This window comes from Rufibacter sp. JT20002 (assembly GCF_056491185.1).
Genome location: NZ_JBSZJY010000002.1, coordinates 419,811 through 439,815 on the forward strand (window position 1 = coordinate 419,811; position 20,005 = coordinate 439,815).

The 20,005-nt window shown below is 46.8% G+C and carries 13 protein-coding genes; 3 read left to right on the forward strand and 10 right to left on the reverse strand.

Annotation, left to right across the window (positions count from 1 at the left end):
- Positions 1 to 12: 12 nt before the first annotated feature.
- The 9 genes from ACW9SV_RS11280 to ACW9SV_RS11320 form a co-directional block, all read right to left on the reverse strand.
- The gene (locus ACW9SV_RS11280) at positions 13 to 1,818 is read right to left on the reverse strand and encodes a hypothetical protein (RefSeq protein ID WP_479556868.1); all 1,806 of its coding nucleotides are present in this window, start codon (positions 1,816 to 1,818) and stop codon (positions 13 to 15) included.
- Positions 1,811 to 2,824, reverse strand: a complete 1,014-nt coding sequence (locus ACW9SV_RS11285) for a hypothetical protein (protein WP_479556869.1) — start codon at positions 2,822 to 2,824, stop codon at positions 1,811 to 1,813. Before ACW9SV_RS11285 ends, ACW9SV_RS11280 begins: the two co-directional genes overlap by 8 nt.
- Positions 2,821 to 4,083 (reverse strand): hypothetical protein, encoded by a 1,263-nt coding sequence (locus ACW9SV_RS11290; RefSeq protein ID WP_479556870.1) that lies wholly within the window; start codon positions 4,081 to 4,083, stop codon positions 2,821 to 2,823. The genes ACW9SV_RS11285 and ACW9SV_RS11290 overlap by 4 nt, the downstream gene beginning before the upstream one ends.
- Positions 4,084 to 4,191: 108 nt before the next feature.
- Positions 4,192 to 7,134, reverse strand: a complete 2,943-nt coding sequence (locus ACW9SV_RS11295; protein WP_479556871.1) for an FAD-binding and (Fe-S)-binding domain-containing protein — start codon at positions 7,132 to 7,134, stop codon at positions 4,192 to 4,194.
- A gap of 284 nt (positions 7,135 to 7,418) precedes the next feature.
- Positions 7,419 to 8,231, reverse strand: coding sequence for a hypothetical protein (locus tag ACW9SV_RS11300; RefSeq protein ID WP_479556872.1), 813 nt, complete (start codon positions 8,229 to 8,231; stop codon positions 7,419 to 7,421).
- Positions 8,232 to 8,402: 171 nt separating this feature from the next.
- Positions 8,403 to 8,897, reverse strand: a complete 495-nt coding sequence (locus ACW9SV_RS11305) for an SRPBCC family protein (protein WP_479556873.1) — start codon at positions 8,895 to 8,897, stop codon at positions 8,403 to 8,405.
- A gap of 123 nt (positions 8,898 to 9,020) precedes the next feature.
- Positions 9,021 to 11,891: an outer membrane beta-barrel protein gene (locus tag ACW9SV_RS11310; protein WP_479556874.1), complete on the reverse strand. Its 2,871-nt coding sequence runs from the start codon at positions 11,889 to 11,891 to the stop codon at positions 9,021 to 9,023.
- Positions 11,892 to 12,046: 155 nt separating this feature from the next.
- Positions 12,047 to 13,042 (reverse strand): alpha/beta fold hydrolase, encoded by a 996-nt coding sequence (locus ACW9SV_RS11315; protein WP_479556875.1) that lies wholly within the window; start codon positions 13,040 to 13,042, stop codon positions 12,047 to 12,049.
- Between the two features lie 126 nt (positions 13,043 to 13,168).
- Complete coding sequence (locus ACW9SV_RS11320) at positions 13,169 to 14,479, reverse strand: PQQ-dependent sugar dehydrogenase (RefSeq protein WP_479556876.1); 1,311 nt, start codon at positions 14,477 to 14,479, stop codon at positions 13,169 to 13,171.
- A 531-nt stretch (positions 14,480 to 15,010) separates the two neighbouring features.
- Between ACW9SV_RS11320 and ACW9SV_RS11325 the strand changes: the two genes are divergently transcribed.
- The 3 genes from ACW9SV_RS11325 (at position 15,011) to ACW9SV_RS11335 (ending at position 19,006) form a co-directional block, all read left to right on the forward strand.
- Complete coding sequence (locus ACW9SV_RS11325) at positions 15,011 to 15,742, forward strand: GLPGLI family protein (RefSeq protein ID WP_479556877.1); 732 nt, start codon at positions 15,011 to 15,013, stop codon at positions 15,740 to 15,742.
- A gap of 31 nt (positions 15,743 to 15,773) precedes the next feature.
- Positions 15,774 to 18,545 carry an outer membrane beta-barrel protein gene (locus ACW9SV_RS11330; protein ID WP_479556878.1) on the forward strand — a complete coding sequence of 924 codons (2,772 nt, stop codon included), beginning with the start codon at positions 15,774 to 15,776 and terminating at the stop codon, positions 18,543 to 18,545.
- A gap of 146 nt (positions 18,546 to 18,691) precedes the next feature.
- Positions 18,692 to 19,006, forward strand: coding sequence for a hypothetical protein (locus ACW9SV_RS11335; protein ID WP_479556879.1), 315 nt, complete (start codon positions 18,692 to 18,694; stop codon positions 19,004 to 19,006).
- A gap of 112 nt (positions 19,007 to 19,118) precedes the next feature.
- On the opposite strand, the gene ACW9SV_RS11340 is transcribed toward ACW9SV_RS11335, so the two are convergent.
- Positions 19,119 to 19,901, reverse strand: coding sequence for a DUF1835 domain-containing protein (locus ACW9SV_RS11340; RefSeq protein WP_479556880.1), 783 nt, complete (start codon positions 19,899 to 19,901; stop codon positions 19,119 to 19,121).
- Between the last annotated feature and the right edge of the window lie 104 nt (positions 19,902 to 20,005).

Consider the following 20,005-nt stretch of genomic DNA (forward strand, 5'->3'; position numbering starts at 1 on the left):
GAATTTGTTATATTATTGTTTTTCATCATAAAATAAGTGTATTGTACTGAGCTTGTCTTTGTGAATAAAGCATTCTTCTCTGTAGTTCTTGCCATAAGGACACTTCTCAACTCTAAGTGCTTTGATCGTATAAAATTCAATATTGTTAACTTCATGATCATTTTCAAAATCATAATCATGGGGCAATTTGTTGTAGTTTAAAATATCAGTGTTGACTTGTTGATGTCCTGTGTAGAAAAGGGAAACAACTATAATTTTATTTACATTTTTGAAAAAATCATTTTCACGTTTTTTGACTAATTTTCTAATAGTCCTTCCATCATTTACAACATCTGTTATTATGATAACTTTTTTATATACTTCATTAATGTTATCAAAGTTTAACTTTGTTTCATAATCATGATGGTCATCGTATCTATATGAATAAGGAAGTGCTGTATAAGGTATATTAAATTTTATAGAAGCTTTGCTTGAAATAATATTTCCTTCGTATCCTAACCCTATCAATAAGTCACAATTATCGTTTAAATTGAATGTGTCAATTACATTTATAATTGAATTTTGTATAAAGTATAAATCTTCTTTGTCTTCTAATAGTTTGGATACATCTATCCAGTTATGAGCTCTGGATGTTTCACTCCAATGGAAATGACCAGAATGGAAAAGTTTTTTGTCTCTAATAAGATTATAAAGTTTTTCAGATATAACTGAGTTGTTATAAACTACTTTATCGAATAAAGTTTCTAAAGCTATAAAATTATCAGTACCTTCCTTGTAGTCAGTTGAAGGGAGATAGTCATTTATATCATCAATAGATTGTGTGTTTTTGATGTGTAAATCAAATGTTTCTAATTGTTTTGCTTCAATATTCTCTCTTATATTCCAAAAATAGGGGATGTCGTTGCCATTTGTTTTTTGTAAACCATATATCTTGTTTTGAAGTTTGATATTGTCATCTATAAGGATTGGATAAACTTTGAAAGAGGCATCATAGTTCTTAGAGGTTAAAGTTCCACAATCACTAGTTAGAATAGTGTCTAGGTATATGCTCTTGCAATTTGAAGTGTGCTCATTGCCTGTAAAAACAAACTTTATGTTGAGGCTCTGTAGCTCTGCTAATAAGTGCACTCTATTCTGTATATCCCATTGGCCGCTGTTAGAATTTTCATAGCCAGCACTAAAGTTATGATGCCAACAAGCGATATAGTTTAAATTGTTATTATTGAATTTATTTTTAAGTGCTTCTACTTCTTCTCTAAACTTTGTTATAGGAATAAAGCCTAGCCCGCCTTCATTGTTAATCATATAATTTGAATTAACACCAAAGATTATAATCTTATTGTCAATATTTATATGATCGAAAATAATATTGTCATATTGAAAATCAGTTCCTTTAATATGTTTATAAAAAAATGAAAAATTTCTGAATTTAACCTCTTGTAATAAATGTGATTCATCTGTAGGGTTTAAATCAAGTTCGTTTTCGATCGACCTTCTATGAACATCGTGATCACCTGGAATGATTAAGCAATTCTCAATCTTAATTTTTAATCTTTCAATTATCGTACTTATAAATAACTTAGAAAAGTCAAATTCTTTAATTTCTCCAGCATTAGATATATCTCCTGTAATTATAAGAAATAGTTCATAATCTTTGTAGTCCTTGTTTATCTTGGCTATGAATGTTTCTACAAAAAATAATGATTCTGATGTATTTTCATTCGTAGTTAAATAAGAATCGCACTTATTTAAATTTCCATTACTTTTTTTGTGTAATGTGATATGTAAATCAGAAATATGAATGAGTGCTTTATTCATCTTGTAAGGATTGTAAATTTGTGGTTATATTATATTTTAATTCTTTGTTATTAGATTTGTTAATGGAAAAAGTAGCTAAAGTTGCATCTTCTTTTTTAATATCCTTTTTGTTTAAAGTTTCAGTTTTGATAAGTGCAACATTGCCTAAGTACTTTCCTCCAGTAAATTGAATCAAGTTTTTAACGATCTTGACTTCTGTTCCTAGGCAAACCAAATCTGAAACAACTATATATTTTCTTTTGTCAGAAATATTATTTCCAATTCTATTATAAAGTTTATTAACAGGCCCTATTTTATCTAATATTAGCAAATCAAGTTTTAGTAAATTTGAAAGTATAGAGACAATATACGAGCTGTTCATGCTTTGACATACCAGAATTGGTTCTTTAATTATTTCTTCACCCCATTCACTTTTTATTTTGATTGCTAATAAATATAATGAATAAAGTAAAAGTTCTTTTTCATAACTCATGAATTTTTTTATGTCAACATAAGATGTTAGATAAATAAATGAAGATGTATGTGGCTTGACGTGTGGATCAATATATTCTTTTATCTTATTTTTGAAGATTTCATAGAATAAATTAGATGGTTTGATTTGTATGTTTGTAAACGAATCAGTAGAATCTTCAAATAGATAAAAAGTTTTGTAAACTCTGTTTTGTAAGGTGTTTTTAGGGTTTTTAATCGAGTGCAATGCTAGTTCTTCACATACGTTATCATTGATATTTATGAATAATAATTTATAACCATTGCTTTTTAAATCAAAAAAAAGTTTGTTTGTGTTAGGTTGACAGGCTTCAATGTATTTAAAATCAAAAACAATATTTTTAATACTACCTGCTTTGCTATTAATAAATTCGATAACTCTATTAATAGTAGTTATTTGTAGCCGATCTCCATATATACCTATGTTGTTGTCTTCAATAAAATTAGAGGTAATTACTTCTTCTGCATGCAAGTTGAAGTAGCTAAAGTCTTCTGTGATGATTTTAGATATGATCATAAAGGCTTTGAATTTGGAATTTCTACCTCAATATGTACACCTTTGAATTTTACTCTAAAGAATCTTAAAGAAGAATATTTTATATCATTGTTATATTTTTCTGCTGCTTTGTTGAAAAATTTAACAAAAGCGTCTTTAATTAATTTAGATTGTTTTAATAAAGTAGAGTTGTATTCTTCTCTGTTAATTTTATTTAATAAATAGCTATTTTGTATATCATATATTTGTTTTCTTATTCTCTCCAATAATATAAGTTCATTCATCATGCTATTGGAAATTATTACTTGACAATTTTCTGTATGTAATCTAAAGTATCCTTTGCTATGTAATACAACATTAATCATTAAATCAAATATACCTCTTCTGTCTTTTAATGAAGAATAGTACAATGTCTCAAAAATAGTATAAAGATTTAGTAGAATTTTTTCTGATATATTTGTTATTATATTTTGGTTTGATAAAGTATTAGTAAGGGATTTTGGTGTGTAATATAAACTTGGAGATTTGGTTTCCATAGAAGAGCCAAGGCCAATTCCATTATCTGATATTGAAAATTTAGTATTAAACTTGTTGACAAACATTAATGCAAATGTGTTTGATTTTGAGTGCAAAACACCATTTGTGATTAACTCAGAAAGTATATCAATGTATATATTATGTAGGGAAATTGTATATTCGTTATCAAAAAGAAGCTCTTCAAAATGTTCCCTTACTTTATATGTGTAATGTGATATCAGATAGTCTCGTTGGTTTTCTTCTGTATCATACTTTTTAATTTCAATACGTAAGTTGTCATCTTCCATAGAGTATGCTCTAACTCTATGTTCCTTTCTTTGGTTCTTTCCCTTGAAAGCTCCAAGATAACTTTCATTGTATGATATGATATTTCTACCTTTTGGAAATGTTGGATTCTTGTTTTCTCCGCATATGTGGAAGAAGTCTGATTTATATAAGAATTCCAAAACTTCTATTGTTGCTGTGTTATTATATAATGATAAATCAATTTTGCTATTATGGAATTTACTTAGCTGTTCAAATAAGCTCAATAGGAGAGGAATGGTGATTGGGTCAATCCTATATGAAGATGTGTGGATATCATTGTCACCATTCTCAAATAAATTGAAAGAAACTTTTGAAGGTTTTTTGGAGTATGCTCTAGATAAATCCGTTAATAATATTGAAAAAAAATTATATGTAGTTAATGTAATATTGTTTTTTATTATGGGAATATTCTCTGTTAACTGATGTGTTTCTTTCATATAGTTTCATGTTAGACTATAATAGCTTTATAATAAGTTGTTAGATTTAACATCTGCAATAAATATACTTAGAGGCTTTATTCTTTAAAAGTACCTTGGAAATTATACTTACCTCAACGCCTCATACAACACCTCAATCGGGTGTTGGGCGTCTCTGCCGGTTCCGTCGTGAATTTGGTGGCGGCAGCTGGTGCCGGGAGCGGCAATGATGACATCGGCGGGTTGTTGGCGGACGGTAGGGAAGAGCACCAGTTCGCCCACTTTCATAGAGACCTCGTAATGCTCGGCTTCATACCCGAAGGAGCCAGCCATACCGCAGCAACCCGATGGAATGACTTCCACCTTGTAGTTGGTCGGTAAGCTCAACATCTGCTGGGTGTACAGCACGCTGGATAGCGCCTTTTGGTGGCAGTGGCCGTGCAGTTTAATCAGGCGGGTCTCGTCTTTGAAGATATTCTTCTCAATGTTCTTGTTCAGGATTTCACGCGCAATAAACTCATCAAACTGAAGGCAGTGGATAGAAAGCTTTTTGGCATCTTCCTGTTGGTCTTCGTCTACCAAATCAAGGTACTCATCACGGAAGGAGAGGATACAGCTGGGTTCAATGCCTATGAGCGGCGTCTCAGAAGAGATTAGTTTGTGCAGCATGGCTACGTTCTTCTGGGCCAGTTTCTTGGCCTCGCGCACCAGCCCTTTAGACAGGTAGGTACGGCCGCTTTCTTCGTGCTCCGGTATTACCACCTCATAGCCCAGTTTCTCCAGCAGCAGCACCGCTTTGATACCAATAGGCGTGTCATTGTAGTTGGTGAACTCGTCGCAGAACAGGTACACTTTCTTCTTGGGCGTGGCGCATTCCTTCACTTTCTCGGCCTGGTGCTTTTTAAACCAGCTGCGCAGCGTGGTTTTGTGCAGGAGCGGGAGTGAGCGTTTGGGCGCGAAGCCCACGGCCTTTTTGAAGGCGTTTGCGGTAAAAGAGTTCTTAAACAGCAAATTGTAGGCCCCCGGCAACAGTGCCGCCAGTTTGTTCGCGTTATTGAAGTTGCTGATGAGGCGCGTACGTAACGGAATGCCGTTGGCATCATAGTAGTGCTGCAGGAACTCGGCTTTGAGTTTGGCCACGTCTACGTTAGAAGGGCACTCAGACTTACAGCCTTTGCAGGAGAGGCACAGGTCCATGGCCTCTTTGATTTCTTCGTGGTCGAAGCGGTTGGCTTTGGTAGAGCGGGTCAGGAACTCGCGCACGGTGTTGGCCCGTCCGCGGGTTGTATCGCGCTCGTGGCGGGTCACCATGTAACTGGGGCACATGGTACCGCCGGTGAGGTGCGTTTTACGGCAGTCACCGGATCCGTTGCAAAGCTCCGCGGCCCGCAGCACACCCCCCGCGTCTTTGAACTTGAACACGGTGTCAAACTCGGGTGTTTCCTGGCCCGGCTCGTAGCGCAGGAAGGTGTTCATGGAGGGCGTGTTCACAATCTTACCCGGGTTAAAGATGTTGCCCGGGTCCCACACGCGCTTCACTTCTTCCAGCAGCTTGTAGTTCTCCTCGCCAATCATGAACGGAATGAACTCGCCGCGCAAACGGCCGTCGCCGTGCTCGCCGCTTAGGGAGCCGCGGTATTTCTTTACCAGTGTGGCAATCTCCGTGGCGATGGAGCGGAACAGCTGGTTGCCTTCCTCGGTCTTCAGGTTGATGATGGGGCGCAGGTGCAGCTCCCCGGTACCCGCGTGGGCGTAGTGCACACAGTACAGGTCATATTGCTCCAGAATGAGGTTGAACTCCCTTATGAACTCGGGCAGGTCGTTCACATCCACGGCCGTGTCTTCAATGACTGCTACCGGCTTGGCATCGCCGGGAATGTTAGACAGCAGCCCGAGGCCCGCTTTGCGCAGGTTCCAGACTTTTTTGGTATCAGCGCCGGTCACCAGTGGGTAGTGGTAACCCAGGTTGTTCTGTTTCAGGTCCTGGATTAGTGCCTGCGCCCGGGCTTCAATGTTGGCCACAGAATGATCGGTGAGTTCCACCACCAGGATAGCCCCGGGATCGCCCTGCACGAAGAAGCGGTTCTGACTCTGCTCAATGTTGGTTTTGGTACACTCCAGCACATAGTGGTCCATCAACTCACTGGCGCTGGGGTTGTGCAGCAAGGCCACCAGGTTTGCCCTCAAAGATTCATCCACGCTCTGGCAGTGCACGCACAGCAAGCCAATCTCCTTAGGCGGAAGCTGGTTTACGTGCAGCTTAATTTCGGTCAGGAACGCCAGCGTACCCTCAGAACCGGCAATGAGCTTACAGAAGTTGAAGCGTTCCTCGGTCTCGGTGAACGGTTCGGTTTCCAAGAGCAGGTCAATGGCGTAGCCGGTGTTGCGGCGTTGAATGCTGGGTTTGGGGAACTCGGCCCTAATGTTCTCCTGCGTCTGCGGATGGCTCAGCATGGCTTTGGTGGCCTGGTAGATGCGGGTCTCCAGATCACCCGAAGTATTCTCGCCCCGGCATTTCGCCTCAAATTCCTCTCGCGTCAAGGCTCCGAACTCAGCCTCAGTGCCATCGCTCAGAATGGCTTTCACGCTCAGCAGGTGCTCGCGGGCGCTGCCGTACACAATGGAGTTGGAGCCGCAGGAGTTGTTACCCACCATACCGCCAATCATGGCCCGGTTGGCTGTAGACGTCTCCGGCCCGAAGTACAGGCCGTGCTGCCGCAGGAACATGTTCAGCTCGTCTCTGATCACGCCCGGCTGCACCCGTACCCAACTTTCCTCTGGGTTCACCTCCAGAATCTTGGTGAAGGTTCTGGATACATCCACCACAATGCCGCTGCCCACTACCTGACCCGCTAACGACGTACCCGCCGTCCGGGGAATCAGGGAGGTGCCCTCCAGCTTCGCAAATAAGATGAGCGTTTTCAGATCCTGGATGGAAGCCGGAAACGCCACCGCCAACGGTTTCTCGCGGTACGCCGAGGCATCGGTGGCGTACAACGTCCGCATGGTGTTGTCGTAATGAAGTTCTCCTTCTAATTTATGGGCGAGGTGTAGTAATTTCTCTGGTCTCATGTACTTTCATCGGGTTCAGGAACCAGGGGTATTTTCCCAAATTCCTTCTACCGGGTTAATTGGCTAACGCGCAAACTTGTTTAGGACGGTTCCTTTTCTGCACGTCAAACAGGGCAAAGAAGAGGGTATAGGCCTTCCTGAAACAAGAATCCCTAATGTAAGGCAGCAGGCGGGAAACTCAAAAAGAGAAATGCGGCGCTCTACTATTTCAAAGGAGAAGTTTGCAGTAGGTTTTACGGCTGATTTGAGCATAACAGACCCGAAACAGGATCAATCAGGAGAGTTTATTTGCCAATTTGCTGCAATTGGTTGACCAACCTTTTGTCTAGGAGATCCGCGGCGCGGCGGCTAGAAAGTGAGTACTTCTTGAGCACGGTAGGCTCGTCACGAAGTTTGCCGTTCTGGTTCTGGTCCACGCCATAGATGAGGGCAATTTCGTCTGAGTTGTGCAGGATGGTGTATTCCTGCAAGCCCATGTTTGGGAAGCTGATTTCCTGGAGCTGGTTTGCTTCTACATCGTAGACAAAGAAGGCTTGCAGGTCATTGTTGTTCAGGCGACCATTTTTGTCCGTGTCCCGGACAGTGGCTTTGATCAGGAGGTATTGTTTGCCTTTATAAGGGTGATTCCTGAAGCCATGGATTTGGACAGGCTTCTTGAACACCATCTGACTATTGCCCGCTAATTGGTTGTACACAATGATGTTGCGGTAGGTGCCTTGGTAGTCAAAATACGCTGCTCTTTCAGAAGAACGGATAAAGGTTTCGGTGATGGCATCATGGGAATAACTTTCATCCTCCAACTCAGGGTTGGTCAATGACACCGGGATCAGGTAAAGTTGCTTCAACGTGTCCATTAAGTCAGGAGACTCAAAGGTAAGGCCCGGCTCTTTTTTGTTCACGTCTTCTTTTCGGTCTCCGGAAGGTCTCAGGCTAATAGATTCCCTTAGCGAATCGTCGCTATCTGATGACCTACGGGAACTGAACAGTTCTGCCCCTAAAAGAAAAGCGCCGATAAGGACTAAAACCAATAAGCCGCCTACTATCAGGGTCCCGATAATGGCTAAAAGTCTTTGGTTGTAGGTGGTCAGTTTGTCCATGGCTAAGGGCAGGTGAGGAGTAGGCTATTTTTGGCTTAATGATACTCAAAAATTAGGAAAGGACTATGTTGAATTTATCTGATACAGGAGGAAAGAATCTGCCAAAATCGTTTCCTGCCCCATTATCTAAAAACAAAGCAAAAACACTTGAACCTCTTTCCGCAAGCGCTGCTACTTGGAAATCTTTCCCCGTTGCAGAAGCGCTTTCCATTGGCTTGATTCTGCAACTTCCTTGATCACCTGGTTGCGCGTCAGGAGCAGGCGCTTCATGTAGTTTTCCAGAAACAGGACATCGGCTAATTTCCCTATGAGGCCTAGAGGTGAGGTGTAGTCGAAGGTGTCTATCATACGGGTTTCCTCCGCGGTAAGTGCTTCAAAGCAGTGTTCGTGCCAGATGCGTTGAAAGGCTCCTTTTACCATTTCGTCTACAAACCGGTGCGGCCTTTCCATTACCGTGATGCTGCTCGTGAGTTTCTGCCTTATGCCAAAGTGGGTGGCTTCCCAGGTGACGGTATCATGCAGGTCAATCAATCCCGCTACTACGCCGGCCACTGCTTTTTCATCTGTCTGGTGCGTCGAAAGGGTGTGCAGGTCAATGCTGCGGGAGAGGTCAAAGCAGCAATCTATGGGCGCCTGGATGATGGTCTGCAGCCGGATGATGGGCATGGCAATGGATTTATAGGTAGGTTGCTAAGATAAGGCTTGAAAACAAAAAAGCCGTTTCGGGCTGTTCTTCTAAAAACAGGCCCAGAAACGGCTTTCTGCCAATTGGGGGATATACTAATAAACTTAAAATCCTCTTCCGCCGCCTGGGTACCCACCTCCCGGACGGTTCATGTCATTGTTAGGACGAGCACCGCTTCCACCAAACATGCGCAGGTTGTAGTTGAAGCTCAGCATGAAGTAGCGCTGCAATACGGTGGTCTGTACGTCTTCAATGTAGGCATTGGCAATGTTCCGCTGGATGCTGGTGTTCTCACCCAGAATGTCAAACGCAGATAACCGGATCTCAGCCTGACGGTCTTTCAGGAATTTATACCCGATGCTGCCGTTCCAGAGCATGAACGTGGGGTCAATCCCCTCAGACAAACCGCCGTTGTACTGGTGGTTCAATTCAGAAGTCAGGGTCAGGCCTTTCCACAAAATCCAGTTCAGTCTGAATTGGCTGCTCTGGTTGTAGTAGTTGTTGTTCTGCTCCTTGCGTAATGAGTATGTGGCCTCGTTGTAGGTAGCGTTGGTGGAGATCAGGAAGTCAAAGTTCTCACTGATGTTAGAGCTGATAACCACGCCACCGCCCACGTTGGCCGTGGTGGTGTTGTTCTCCGCGTTATCAATTAAACCCGGAGTTTGGTTATAGGTGGCGTTCAGGTTCAGGTTCAAGTTAGACTTGATGAACGGCAGGGGCAGACCATACGTCAGGAAGGACCGCAAAGAGTATTGGCCATCCAGGTTCACGGGTCTGTTCAGCTGTTGGTTTCCTCTCAGGGTATCGCCGGGAGAAACCACCACTTCACCTCTTCTGGCGGTGATGGTCTGTCTGCCTATGTAGTTCTGGGCCTTTGAGCCACCCAGCACAAAGAAGAAAGAAGAAGACCGGCCAGGGTTGGCAGACGAGTAGCGCATGTTGAAGTTATGGTTGAAGCTCTGGCCCAAGCCCGGGTTACCCATGCTCCAGATCAAGGAGTTTGACTTGTCAATCGCGCTCTGCAGCTGCTCTACGTTAGGTGTCTGGGAGCGGCCGTTGTAGAAGAGTCTGATGTTACGGTCCTGGTTGAAGTTGTAACGGATCATGGCAAACGGCAACACATTGTGGTAGTTGTACTCGGGATTGATAGGAGTAGGGTACAATTGGTCGGTTTGCATGTTCAGGAATTGGTAGCGGGCGTTCAGCATCACCTGAAAATCTTTGGTGTTGTAGCGCCAGCCGGTGCCAAACTCCTGGGTCATGGTTCTGTTCTCCACCGTGCTGGACTGGCTGGCCAGCAGGTTGTCATACACCTCGCTGTTCTCGGCGCGCTCATAGGTGCGCTTGTCTCCGTCTGAGTTGCTGTAGTTGGTGGTGTAGGTCAGCTGCAACTGCGTATTTTTGGTCAGAGGCTCGGTGTAGTTCAGGTTGGCGCCCAGGTTCAGGCCTTTGTTGTCCAGCACCGAGATCTGGTCCTGGATCTGGATATCCTCATCGGTTACCGTTTCTGAATACAGCTGGCTGTTGCCTTTGTTCTGGTTGTAACCCGTGGTCACATCCAAACTGATAGTGCGGCCTCTTTTAGGGAAGCTGTGGCGGTACAGGATGTTGTTGTTGAAGTTCATCCCGTCCAGGTCAGACCCGAAGTTGTTCAGCAGGCTGGTGAAAGGAGATCCTGCCAGGGTAGCGCCCCGGTCAAAGCTGGTGCCCTTGTTGCTTTGAAAGCTCAATCTGGGCCGGATGATTATGGAGTTGGCTGAGTCAATGTTGTAGGTCAACCGCAGGTTGGCGCGGTGGTTCATGTTCCTGGTGTCTGAGTTGCCGTTCTGGCCGTAGGTGCTTTCCTCTGAGCCGTCAATTCCATACTGGCGAAAAAGGGAATAGTTAGCACCCGTGTTGGAGTGGTTGAAGAAGTAACTGCCCTGCACGTCTACTTTCTTGCCCCATTTGTCCAGGTAGTTCAACCCGATGGCGTTGGTACGGGCAATTCCGTTATTTGAGTTCACCAGGAAATCACCGGTGTTGTTACCGCCGCCCCAGCCTCCGCCGCCAGGTCCACCGCCACCACCACGGGGACCACCGCCACCGCCGCGGTTTCCGCCGCCCCGGCTAGAGGCACTGGCCACGCCCACCAGGTCTTCTGAGGAGAAGTTCTGCTCGTTCACGTTGTTGCTCAGGCCTACAATTGAGATGCGGCGGTCGCCCTCAAACTGATTGATGTTCCCGCTGATTCTGTAGCGTCCGTCGGTGCCGGCACCCGCGCTGATGCGCCCGAAACGGCCGGTTCTGAACTCAGGCTTGGTCACGATGTTGATCGTTTTCTGCTCGTTTCCGTCATTGAAGCCGGTAAACTGTGCCTGGTCGCTCTGGCGGTCAAACACCTGTATTTTGGAGATCACCTCGGCGGGCAGGTTTTTCAGTACCGCGCTGGGGTCTTCCCCGAAGAATTCTTTGCCGTCAACCAGCACGCGCTGCACCCGCTCGCCCTGGGCCTGCACCTGTCCGTTCTGGATGGTGATACCCGGCATTTTCTGGATGAGGTTCTCTACGTTGGCATCACGGTTCACCTTGAAGGCCGCGGAGTTCATCTCAGCTGTATCTTGTTTCTGGATCACCGTAGCAGCCCGACCTACCACTTCCACCTCGCGCAGGGTAGTGGCGCCGGAGCTAAGGGTAAGCGTGCCCAATTGGATGGGAGCGCCCGTGGCCGTCACTGAGCGGTATAACGTCCCGAAGCCCAGGTAAGAAATCTTCAGCACGAAGCGGCCGTTCTGGATTCCGGCAATTTCAAAGCGACCTTCCACATCGGTAGCGGCGCCCTTATAGACCGAAGAGTCCTGCGCGTTCAAAAGCGCCACCGTGGCCCCGATAAGCGGAGAGCCGCCGCCCACGGCCTGGCCCCTCACGGAGGTAGTCTGGCTGTAGCCTAGAAAAGAGATTAAAAGAAATAAAAAGAGTAAAGGTATTTTTCTCATTGCCTCATAGTTTCGATTTAGACCATTACCAGAGGACTTGGTTTAATACAGGCAAAAAAAATCTGCTTTAGAGCCAGTTTGACTAAACCGGCTTTAAAGCAGATGAGGAACGCAAGAAGCAAAAGGAGAATTACTTCTCTTTGGTAAGGAACTCTTTAGGCTTTCAAAAAGGCCAGTAGAGGTTGAATGAACCGATCATACGCCTCAATGTGCGGCAAGTGGCCCACGTTGTCCAACTCCACCAACTTTGAGTTCGGGATTTTCTTGGCCGTTTCTTTGCCCAGTGCGGGATAGTTACCCAACTTCTCACGGGCGGCGGCCGGCGCGTTTGCTTTGCCCAGCGCTGTGCGGTCGCGCTGCCCGATAACCAGTAGGGTAGGCATCTTCAATTGGTCAAACTCATAGACTACCGGCTGCGTGAAGATCATGTCATAGGTGAGGGCGGCGTTCCAGGCAATCTTGGGGTAGTCTGGGCTGATGGTCCAGCCGGCCAGCAGGTTCACCCACTGGTCGTACTCGGGTTTCCATTGGCCACCGTAGTAATTATCCAGTTGGTATTTCTTGATGCCTTCCTGGGTTTGTTTCAACTCCCCGGCATACCATTTCTCTACGCTCTGGTAAGGCACCCAGCGCTTCCAATCCTCTAGACCAATGGGGTTTTCCAGGATCAGTTTCTCGGTGAAATCAGGGAACATGAGCGCGAAACGGGTAGCCACCATGCCGCCCATGGAATGGCCCAGCACCGCCGCTTTCTTCACCCCCAGGCTATCCAGCAAGCCCTTTGTGTTCTGGGCCAGCATCTGAAACGAGTACTGGATGTTCTGCGGCTTAGATGATTTTCCAAACCCTATCTGGTCTGGAATGATCACCCGATAGCCATTTTTAGATAGGTCACTGGCGGTTTGTTCCCAATAGGCGCCGTTGAAGTTTTTCCCGTGCAGCAGCACCACGATCTTGCCATTGGGCTTTTGCGGCTTCACATCCATGAAGGCCATTTTAAAGGATTGCTGCTGCACCTTCACCGGGTGAAACGCCACTGGAAAAGGGTAGGTATAGTTGGTTAGTTCTGCGTCTAAGGCTTTTGACTGCGCCTGCGCGTAAAAGGTACTAAGCAGGAAAATAAGAATCAGGGGAATTCTGAGGTACTTCATGGTAAGGTAAGTGTTGAAAAAAGTAAGTACGCACCGGGCGTATTCCTCTTCTTTTACGCAAAGAGGCTATAAAGCGAAACGTTCCTTTACTCCTTTTAGGTGCCTTCAAGAAAAGGAGGCGGAAAGCTATTTGGCAGCCACCCGCCAAAGGGTGCCGCTCGCATCATCGGCGACCAGTAGGGAGCCATCCCGTAAGACGGCCACTCCAACCGGTCGGCCGTGCACCTTTCTGGTATTCAGGTCAGACACAAAACCGGTCAGGAAATCTTCGGGTGGACCGCTGGGTTTCCCGTCTTGGAAAGGCACAAACACCACCTTGTACCCCGACAGCTCTGATCGGTTCCAGGAGCCGTGCTGGCCAATGAAAGCCCCGCCCCGATACTTGCCCGGAAATTCGGCCCGGTTGTAGAAGGCTAACCCTAAAGAGGCGGTGTGGGCGCCCAGCGGCACCTCGGGTACCAAGGTTTTCTTTACCAGGTCGGGACGCTGGCCTTTCATTCTGGGATCTTCGTTTGGTCCGAAATAGGCATAAGGCCAACCATAGAAGCCGCCTTCTTTCACGCTGGTGAGGTAATCGGGGACCAAGTCATCGCCTAGTTCATCGCGCTCATTGACGGCGGTCCAGAGGACTTTGCCTCCGGGTGCCCAGTCCATGCCCACGGGGTTGCGCAGGCCGCTGGCGTAAATGCGCTCGCCGGAGCCATCGGGATTTATTTCCAGGATGTTGGCGCGACGTACTTCGTTTTCCATCCCGTTCTCACCGTTGTTGCTGCCCGAGCCCACCGCTACGTAGATTTTAGAACCGTCTGGACTGGAAATGAGATTACGGGTCCAGTGATTGTTGTAGCCGCCCGCGGGTAGTTCCAGGATTTTTTCGCCCCTAGAGGTGATCTGATTCTGTCCCGGTTTGTAGGGGTACCGCCACAAGCCATCGGTGTTGGCCACGTAGAAGTAGTTGTTCAGGATGAGCATGCCCAGAGGTTGGTTAAGGCCCCGGAGGAAAACAAACTGCTGCTCTGGTACGCCGTCCTGGTTTTCGTCGCGCAGCAGAGTGATGCGGTTGGGGCTGCGGCCTATGTTCTGTGACTTGGCTTGCCCAGATTTGATGGCCTCTTTTCTTTCTTTGCCTTTTTTCTCAGAGGTAGCCTCGGCCACGAAAATATCTCCGTTAGGACCTACATAAAGCCAACGGGGATTCTGAAGGTTATCGGCAAACTTGCTGACGGTAAACGCCGGTGGAGCCTGGGGCGTCTTGCCTCGCCAGCCAATCACCTCGCTGTAGTTCTTCACCTTCTGGGTGGTATCTGGTGCGGGCAAGTTCACTTTGCCCAAGGCAGCGTTGGCGGAGGTGCCAGCCTCCTTGTTTGCCGGTGCCTCACAGCCCGACAGTAAAACTCCCAGGAGCAGACAAGAAGCGGATATCCGTATTAAGTGCATGGAAGAATGATGGTTTAGTACGTATAAATTCTATGTATATACGTGGGTTTGGAAACAAGTTTAGAACCGGCTATCAACTGGCATGAGGCAAAACGCTTTTAAGCCGGTTTAGCAAAGTAAACTTCAAAAGAAACGCGGGCAAACTGCTTTTTAGTAAGTGGGACTGCCAATGATTTCTATCTTCCTGAAGCTAAGGGCAATTCATTTGCTCTTTTCAAAGGAAGAAAAAAGCCAAACCAAGCCTCGCCGCTTTACTCCCTAACTACTTAAAGCCTTTGTTTTCTAACTCTATTCAGCACACGGGCACCGTAGGTTTGGGAACCAGACCCTGAATCTGTTTACCGCTTGTTTTCTACAAATTAGCCTGTAAACTGATGCCAGGTGCCAATAGGAAATGGCAGTTAAGAGCAGCCAAACCTGAAGGATTTCAAAGCGGAAGAGTTTAACAATACTTTAACTTTTCATTAGGTAGGCCTTAACACCTTGGCATTTAGGGCCCGGCTATCTTTACCTCAAAAAAACAGCCGACCTATGAAAACCCTAAAATCTACCTTCGCTTTGCTTTTTTTTCTGTTCACTTCGGCCTTGGCGTTTGCCCAGGAAGGGGTGATTGTCTATGAGGTGAAAATGAACATGCACCGCTCGCTGCCCAAAGAACGGGAGGCCATGAAAAGCATGATTCCCGAGTACAACGTGAGCAAGCAAGCCTTGTATTTTAATCCGCAGGCTTCTTTGTACAAGCGCCTGGTGGATGAAGAGGAAGAGGCCATGGCCGGTTCAAACGGGATGTCGGTGCGGTTCAGGATGTCGTCTGGCGAATTGTACCTGCAACCTGCCGAGTCGAAACGGGTGGCGTTACGGGAGTTTAACGGGAAGAAGTACCTTATCCAGGATAGCTTAAACACCTTGCCCTGGAAATTTAGCGAAGGAACGAAATCGGTAGCGGGGTACACTTGCAAACAAGCTTCTTATTTTGACGAAAAACGGAAACAAACAGTGGTAGCCTGGTACACCGATAAACTCAGACCTTTTCTGGGACCCGATTCCTATGCCTCACTTCCGGGCGCGGTGCTGGAGATTGACGTGAACCAAGGGGAGCGCGTGATCAAAGCCCTTCAGGTAGACTTAAGGCCCCTGAAGAAAGGGGAGTTGGTGGAGCCCGCCAAAGGAGAGAAGATCACCGAGAAGCAGTTCCAGGCTATGATGAACGAGCAGATGGAACGCATGCGCCAAAACGGAGGCAACATGATCATCCGGAACTAAGCATTCCTTTCTTAAGAACCCTTCCTTCGCAATGAAAAGACTTCTACTTTTTGCCTTCCTTTTGGTTGGCCCGGCTGCGTTTGCTCAAAAATTTACCATCACCGGAAAAGTGGTGGACGAAAAAGCCAGTCCATTACCCTCGGCCACGGTGTTGCTCTTGCAGCCAAAAGATTCTACCCTGGTGGCCTTTGCCTCTTCAGATGCGCAAGGGGCGTTTGAACTCAAGAACCTGAACAAGGCCACTTACCTGCTAAAAGTCACCTTTGTGAGTTATAAGGCCTTTTACAAAACCGTGGAAGCACCGGAAGGGGGCAGCATCCTGGAGGTGGGAACGCTGCATCTGCAACCCGCGGGTACCACCTTGGGGGAAGTACTGGTGAAAGGCGAGCAAGGCCCGGTTACCATTAAGAAAGACACCGTGGAATTCAATGCGGGTTCCTTCCAAACCCAACCCAATGCCGCCGTGGAAGAACTCCTGAAGAAATTACCCGGGGTGCAGGTAGAAACAGACGGTACCGTGTTGGTGCAAGGGGAGAAGGTCAAGCGCCTGACGGTAGACGGAAAAGAGTTTTTTGGCAATGATCCAAAAATCGCGACTAAAAACCTGCCCGCCGATGCGGTGAGCAAAGTGCAGGTTTACGACAAGAAATCTGACCAGGCCGAGTTCTCGGGCATTGACGATGGGCAGCGCACCAAGACTATTAACCTGCAACTGAAGGAAGACCGCAAGAACAACTTGTTTGGGAATGCCATGGCCGGGGTGGGCACCAATGGGCGTTTTCAAAGCAAGTTTAACCTGAACCGGTTCCAAAAAGGAAAACAGTTTTCGGTATTGGGCATGGGCAACAACGTCAATACCCAGGGTTTCGGGATAGAGGAGTACCTGGCATTTTCGGGCGGGATGCAGCAGATGGCCTCAGGTGGGGCTTTCCGGATTGAAATTGGCGGCAACTCCGGGATTCCGTTGAACAACGGCACGCGCACCAATGGCCAGATGAGCACCTATGGCGGCGGCCTTAACTTTAATCAGTCCCTGGGTAAGAACACCGAGGTGAATGGCAATTATTTTCTGAACCACCTGAACCATGACGTGCGCAGCACCCTGGAGCGGGACGAGGTCAGGCCCACCGGTGATCTGCGGTTTACCCAAACCGGAACGCAGGACAACACCAATACCAACCAGCGGCTTACCCTGGCTCTGGACCATAGGATAGACTCGGCCAACTCAGTGAAGCTGACTACTTCCATGGGGATAAATAAAACCGAAGGGGAGGGCAAGACCTTTAGCGAGACGTTCACCCAAGAGCAAGATTTTCAGAACCGCAGTGAGAGCAGCAGCACCACTTCCGGCGACAGCCAGAACCTAAATGCCAGCCTTTTGTTCAGGCACAAGTTCCCGAAAAAAGGCCGGACGCTTTCGCTCACCACGCAAGGCAGCCTGAACAACAATGACAACCAGAACCGGCTAACCGGGGTGAACGAGTATGCCAACCTACCCCGGCAGGAGGTGAACCAGTTCCGGGAGAACGCTACCCAAGCTTATACCTATGGAGGTACCCTGCAAGCTACCGAGCCTTTGGGCAACCGCCGCTACCTGGAGGCTTCTTACCTCTTTCAACAAAACCACAATGAATCTGACCAACGGGTTTACGACTTTAGAGACGGTGATCAGGTCCTGAATCAAAGCCAGAGTAACCGCTATAACAGTGATTTCAGGTACAACAGGGCCTCAGTGAACTTCCGGGTGAACCGAGATGCCTTCAGCTTTGCTTTCGGTCCCAGTTTTCAGCGGTCAGAATTGGTGGGCTATGTGCGCCAGAAAGAGAACATGCCAGTGCGCAAGTCGTTCAGCAACGTGTTGCCCAGTGCCCGTTTTCAGTATGATTTCAGCAATAACCGCCGGGTAGAAGTCAACTACGAAACGTCTATTCAGGAACCCAGCGTGCGGCAATTACAGCCTCTGCCCGACAGCAGTAACCTGTTAAACGTGTACGTGGGCAACCCTAACCTGAGGCCCGCTTTCCAGCACCAGCTGCGGGTGAACTTTAACATGTTCAATCCTACCTCCATGATCAGTTTCTTTGTCTTCGGGTACATGAACTACACCACCCACGCCATCACCAACTCGGTTCGGTATGACCAGAACCTGGTCCGGACCACCCAACCCGTGAACGTGAAGTACAGCCGGATGTCCAACCTGAACCTTAACTTAGGCTACCCGGTCCGTAAACTGAACAGCCGATTTAATGCCGGTTTAAGTTTCAGAGAACAAAAGGGCATTAACCTGATTGATGCCGTTGCCACCACCGTAGATAACCGAACTTTCTCCGGCAACCTGCGGTACGAGTATCGGATAGACCAAAAGTTTGACTTAAGTCTGCGCTCTGACCTAAGCTTGCAAACCACGGCCTACAGTTCTGAGAACGCCCAAAACCAGCAGTTTGTAAACCAGACTTATACCGGGGAAACCAATCTCTACCTGCCGCACCAATTCCACTTGAATTCTACCCTGGAGTACCTGTTTTACAACAATGAGCAGCTGGGTTACCGGCAGCGCATTCCTTTGCTTAATGCCTCTGTGGCAAAGCAGTTTTTCAAAAACAACAGCGGAGAGTTACGGCTTACGGCGGTCAACCTTTTAGACCAGAATCTGGGCGTGAACCAAACCACCGGACCTAATTACGTGCAAAGGGAGACGCTTAACTCCTTGGGTAGGTACTTTCTGCTGCAATTTTCCTATAGCCTAAACAAGCACCTTAACCCCATGAGCGGCCGGGGAGGGGGCATCAGAATTATGCGGTGATTTAAGTTTGGTAAAGGAATGGAGTTAAGGGCCTGTTTTCAGAAATGAATTCCAAAAAGGAACTACCGGCGCCTGGACTTCAAAAAGGTAACGCAAGCATAATGTTGCCTTAACCCCCACAGAGAAAGTATTTTATACCTTCCTGCATGGAAAAGCTAATCTTCATTTACTCCCTCATCCTCCTGCTGCTGGTAGTGATTCTATTGGTAGTAGCCGGCTTTGACCCAAAAGAGAAAACAGATACCCACTATACTAAAAACGAAAAAGTAAAGAGTGGCCTTGTCTGCCTCATCAACCTTTTGATTTTGGATCTCAGCTGGAGAGTATTCCCCTGGAAAGTAGAGCAACCCGAAGAGGTATTCGCTGCCCTCTGCATGCTTCTGTTTTCCGTCCTGAGCTCTTTGTCCTGCATTTACCTTCTCTATCACTTGATTGCTGATAAAGCTAGATACAGGTTTTAAGTAGCATACGTATCTTTAAAAAAAGAAGGCCCGGCAAGTAGTTGTGCCGGGCTTTTTTTTATTGATAGAACTCTCCCAAAGCGTAGCTTTTTTTGAAGAAGGTACCCTCATCTCAGGTAGAAGTGGTTAAGCCAGGAGATAGCAGCACGTGATCGTAGATTCGTTTCACCAAAGTATCGCCAAAGCCGTAAATGCCTTCTTTTTTAGAAAACGCCTTGAAAACAGAAGGAAAGTCTTGCCGGTCGCTTTGAAGAATTTCCCTAATGGCCCGTTCCGGCCTGCCCGGATTTCCACCTTCGGGAAATCTTTCCAGATGCGCGGTCATTACCTCTTTTAGGTAAGGAAAGGCAGAAGACTCCTGCGGCGCTAACTGTTCCAATTTCACTAAATCTTGCGCTTTGAACGCCTTCCAAAGGTCACTTCCTAAAGCCAGATCAGCTGGCCTGCATTTGACCCGATGGGAAAAGCAGTAGAGGAGGTTCTCAGGCTTGGCTCCGCCAAAATCATCTCCAATCTCTTCTTTCTTCAGGTAAGCCGGATACACCACGTACACTTCTTTGGCGCTTGGAAGATTCTGCAGAAGTGACAGGAGAAACCACAGATTAGCCTGGCAAAACAAATCATAGCCAAACCACAAGTTAAACTCGCTGTTTTCTGGCGCAGTGGTGATTTTATTTATCTCACGTACTACCGCCTCCTCATACTGCTCTTTGCTCTGCTGGAATGTCTCTTGGATGAATTTGGCCCTTGTTTGGAAGAACTCGTCAAGGGTAATGCCTTTTAAAGGACCATCTACCAGGCACTCCCTGGCCACTACCAGCTCGCCCGGAAGGTTGGTGGAAAGGAACCTGTCCGTAAGGGCGTCTCCGTTTAAGATGTGATATACCATGGTCATTTGGGTTTTACAGGTAAGGCTTAACTCTTTAGCAGCTTTTCAATCAAGTTCTACTTCTGTTTAAAGGCTCCCTTAGGAGAACGGGTAAGAAACCATGCATTGCC

What these genes read in the sequence shown, in the direction of transcription:
- ACW9SV_RS11280 (WP_479556868.1), bottom strand. Translation starts at nt 1,818, where the DNA reads ATGAATAAAGCACTCATTCATATTTCTGATTTACATATCACATTACAC.
- ACW9SV_RS11285 (WP_479556869.1), bottom strand. Translation starts at nt 2,824, where the DNA reads ATGATCATATCTAAAATCATCACAGAAGACTTTAGCTACTTCAACTTG.
- ACW9SV_RS11290 (WP_479556870.1), bottom strand. Translation starts at nt 4,083, where the DNA reads ATGAAAGAAACACATCAGTTAACAGAGAATATTCCCATAATAAAAAAC.
- ACW9SV_RS11295 (WP_479556871.1), bottom strand. Translation starts at nt 7,134, where the DNA reads ATGAGACCAGAGAAATTACTACACCTCGCCCATAAATTAGAAGGAGAA.
- ACW9SV_RS11300 (WP_479556872.1), bottom strand. Translation starts at nt 8,231, where the DNA reads ATGGACAAACTGACCACCTACAACCAAAGACTTTTAGCCATTATCGGG.
- ACW9SV_RS11305 (WP_479556873.1), bottom strand. Translation starts at nt 8,897, where the DNA reads ATGCCCATCATCCGGCTGCAGACCATCATCCAGGCGCCCATAGATTGC.
- ACW9SV_RS11310 (WP_479556874.1), bottom strand. Translation starts at nt 11,891, where the DNA reads ATGAGAAAAATACCTTTACTCTTTTTATTTCTTTTAATCTCTTTTCTA.
- ACW9SV_RS11315 (WP_479556875.1), bottom strand. Translation starts at nt 13,042, where the DNA reads ATGAAGTACCTCAGAATTCCCCTGATTCTTATTTTCCTGCTTAGTACC.
- ACW9SV_RS11320 (WP_479556876.1), bottom strand. Translation starts at nt 14,479, where the DNA reads ATGCACTTAATACGGATATCCGCTTCTTGTCTGCTCCTGGGAGTTTTA.
- ACW9SV_RS11325 (WP_479556877.1), top strand. Translation starts at nt 15,011, where the DNA reads ATGAAAACCCTAAAATCTACCTTCGCTTTGCTTTTTTTTCTGTTCACT.
- ACW9SV_RS11330 (WP_479556878.1), top strand. Translation starts at nt 15,774, where the DNA reads ATGAAAAGACTTCTACTTTTTGCCTTCCTTTTGGTTGGCCCGGCTGCG.
- ACW9SV_RS11335 (WP_479556879.1), top strand. Translation starts at nt 18,692, where the DNA reads ATGGAAAAGCTAATCTTCATTTACTCCCTCATCCTCCTGCTGCTGGTA.
- ACW9SV_RS11340 (WP_479556880.1), bottom strand. Translation starts at nt 19,901, where the DNA reads ATGACCATGGTATATCACATCTTAAACGGAGACGCCCTTACGGACAGG.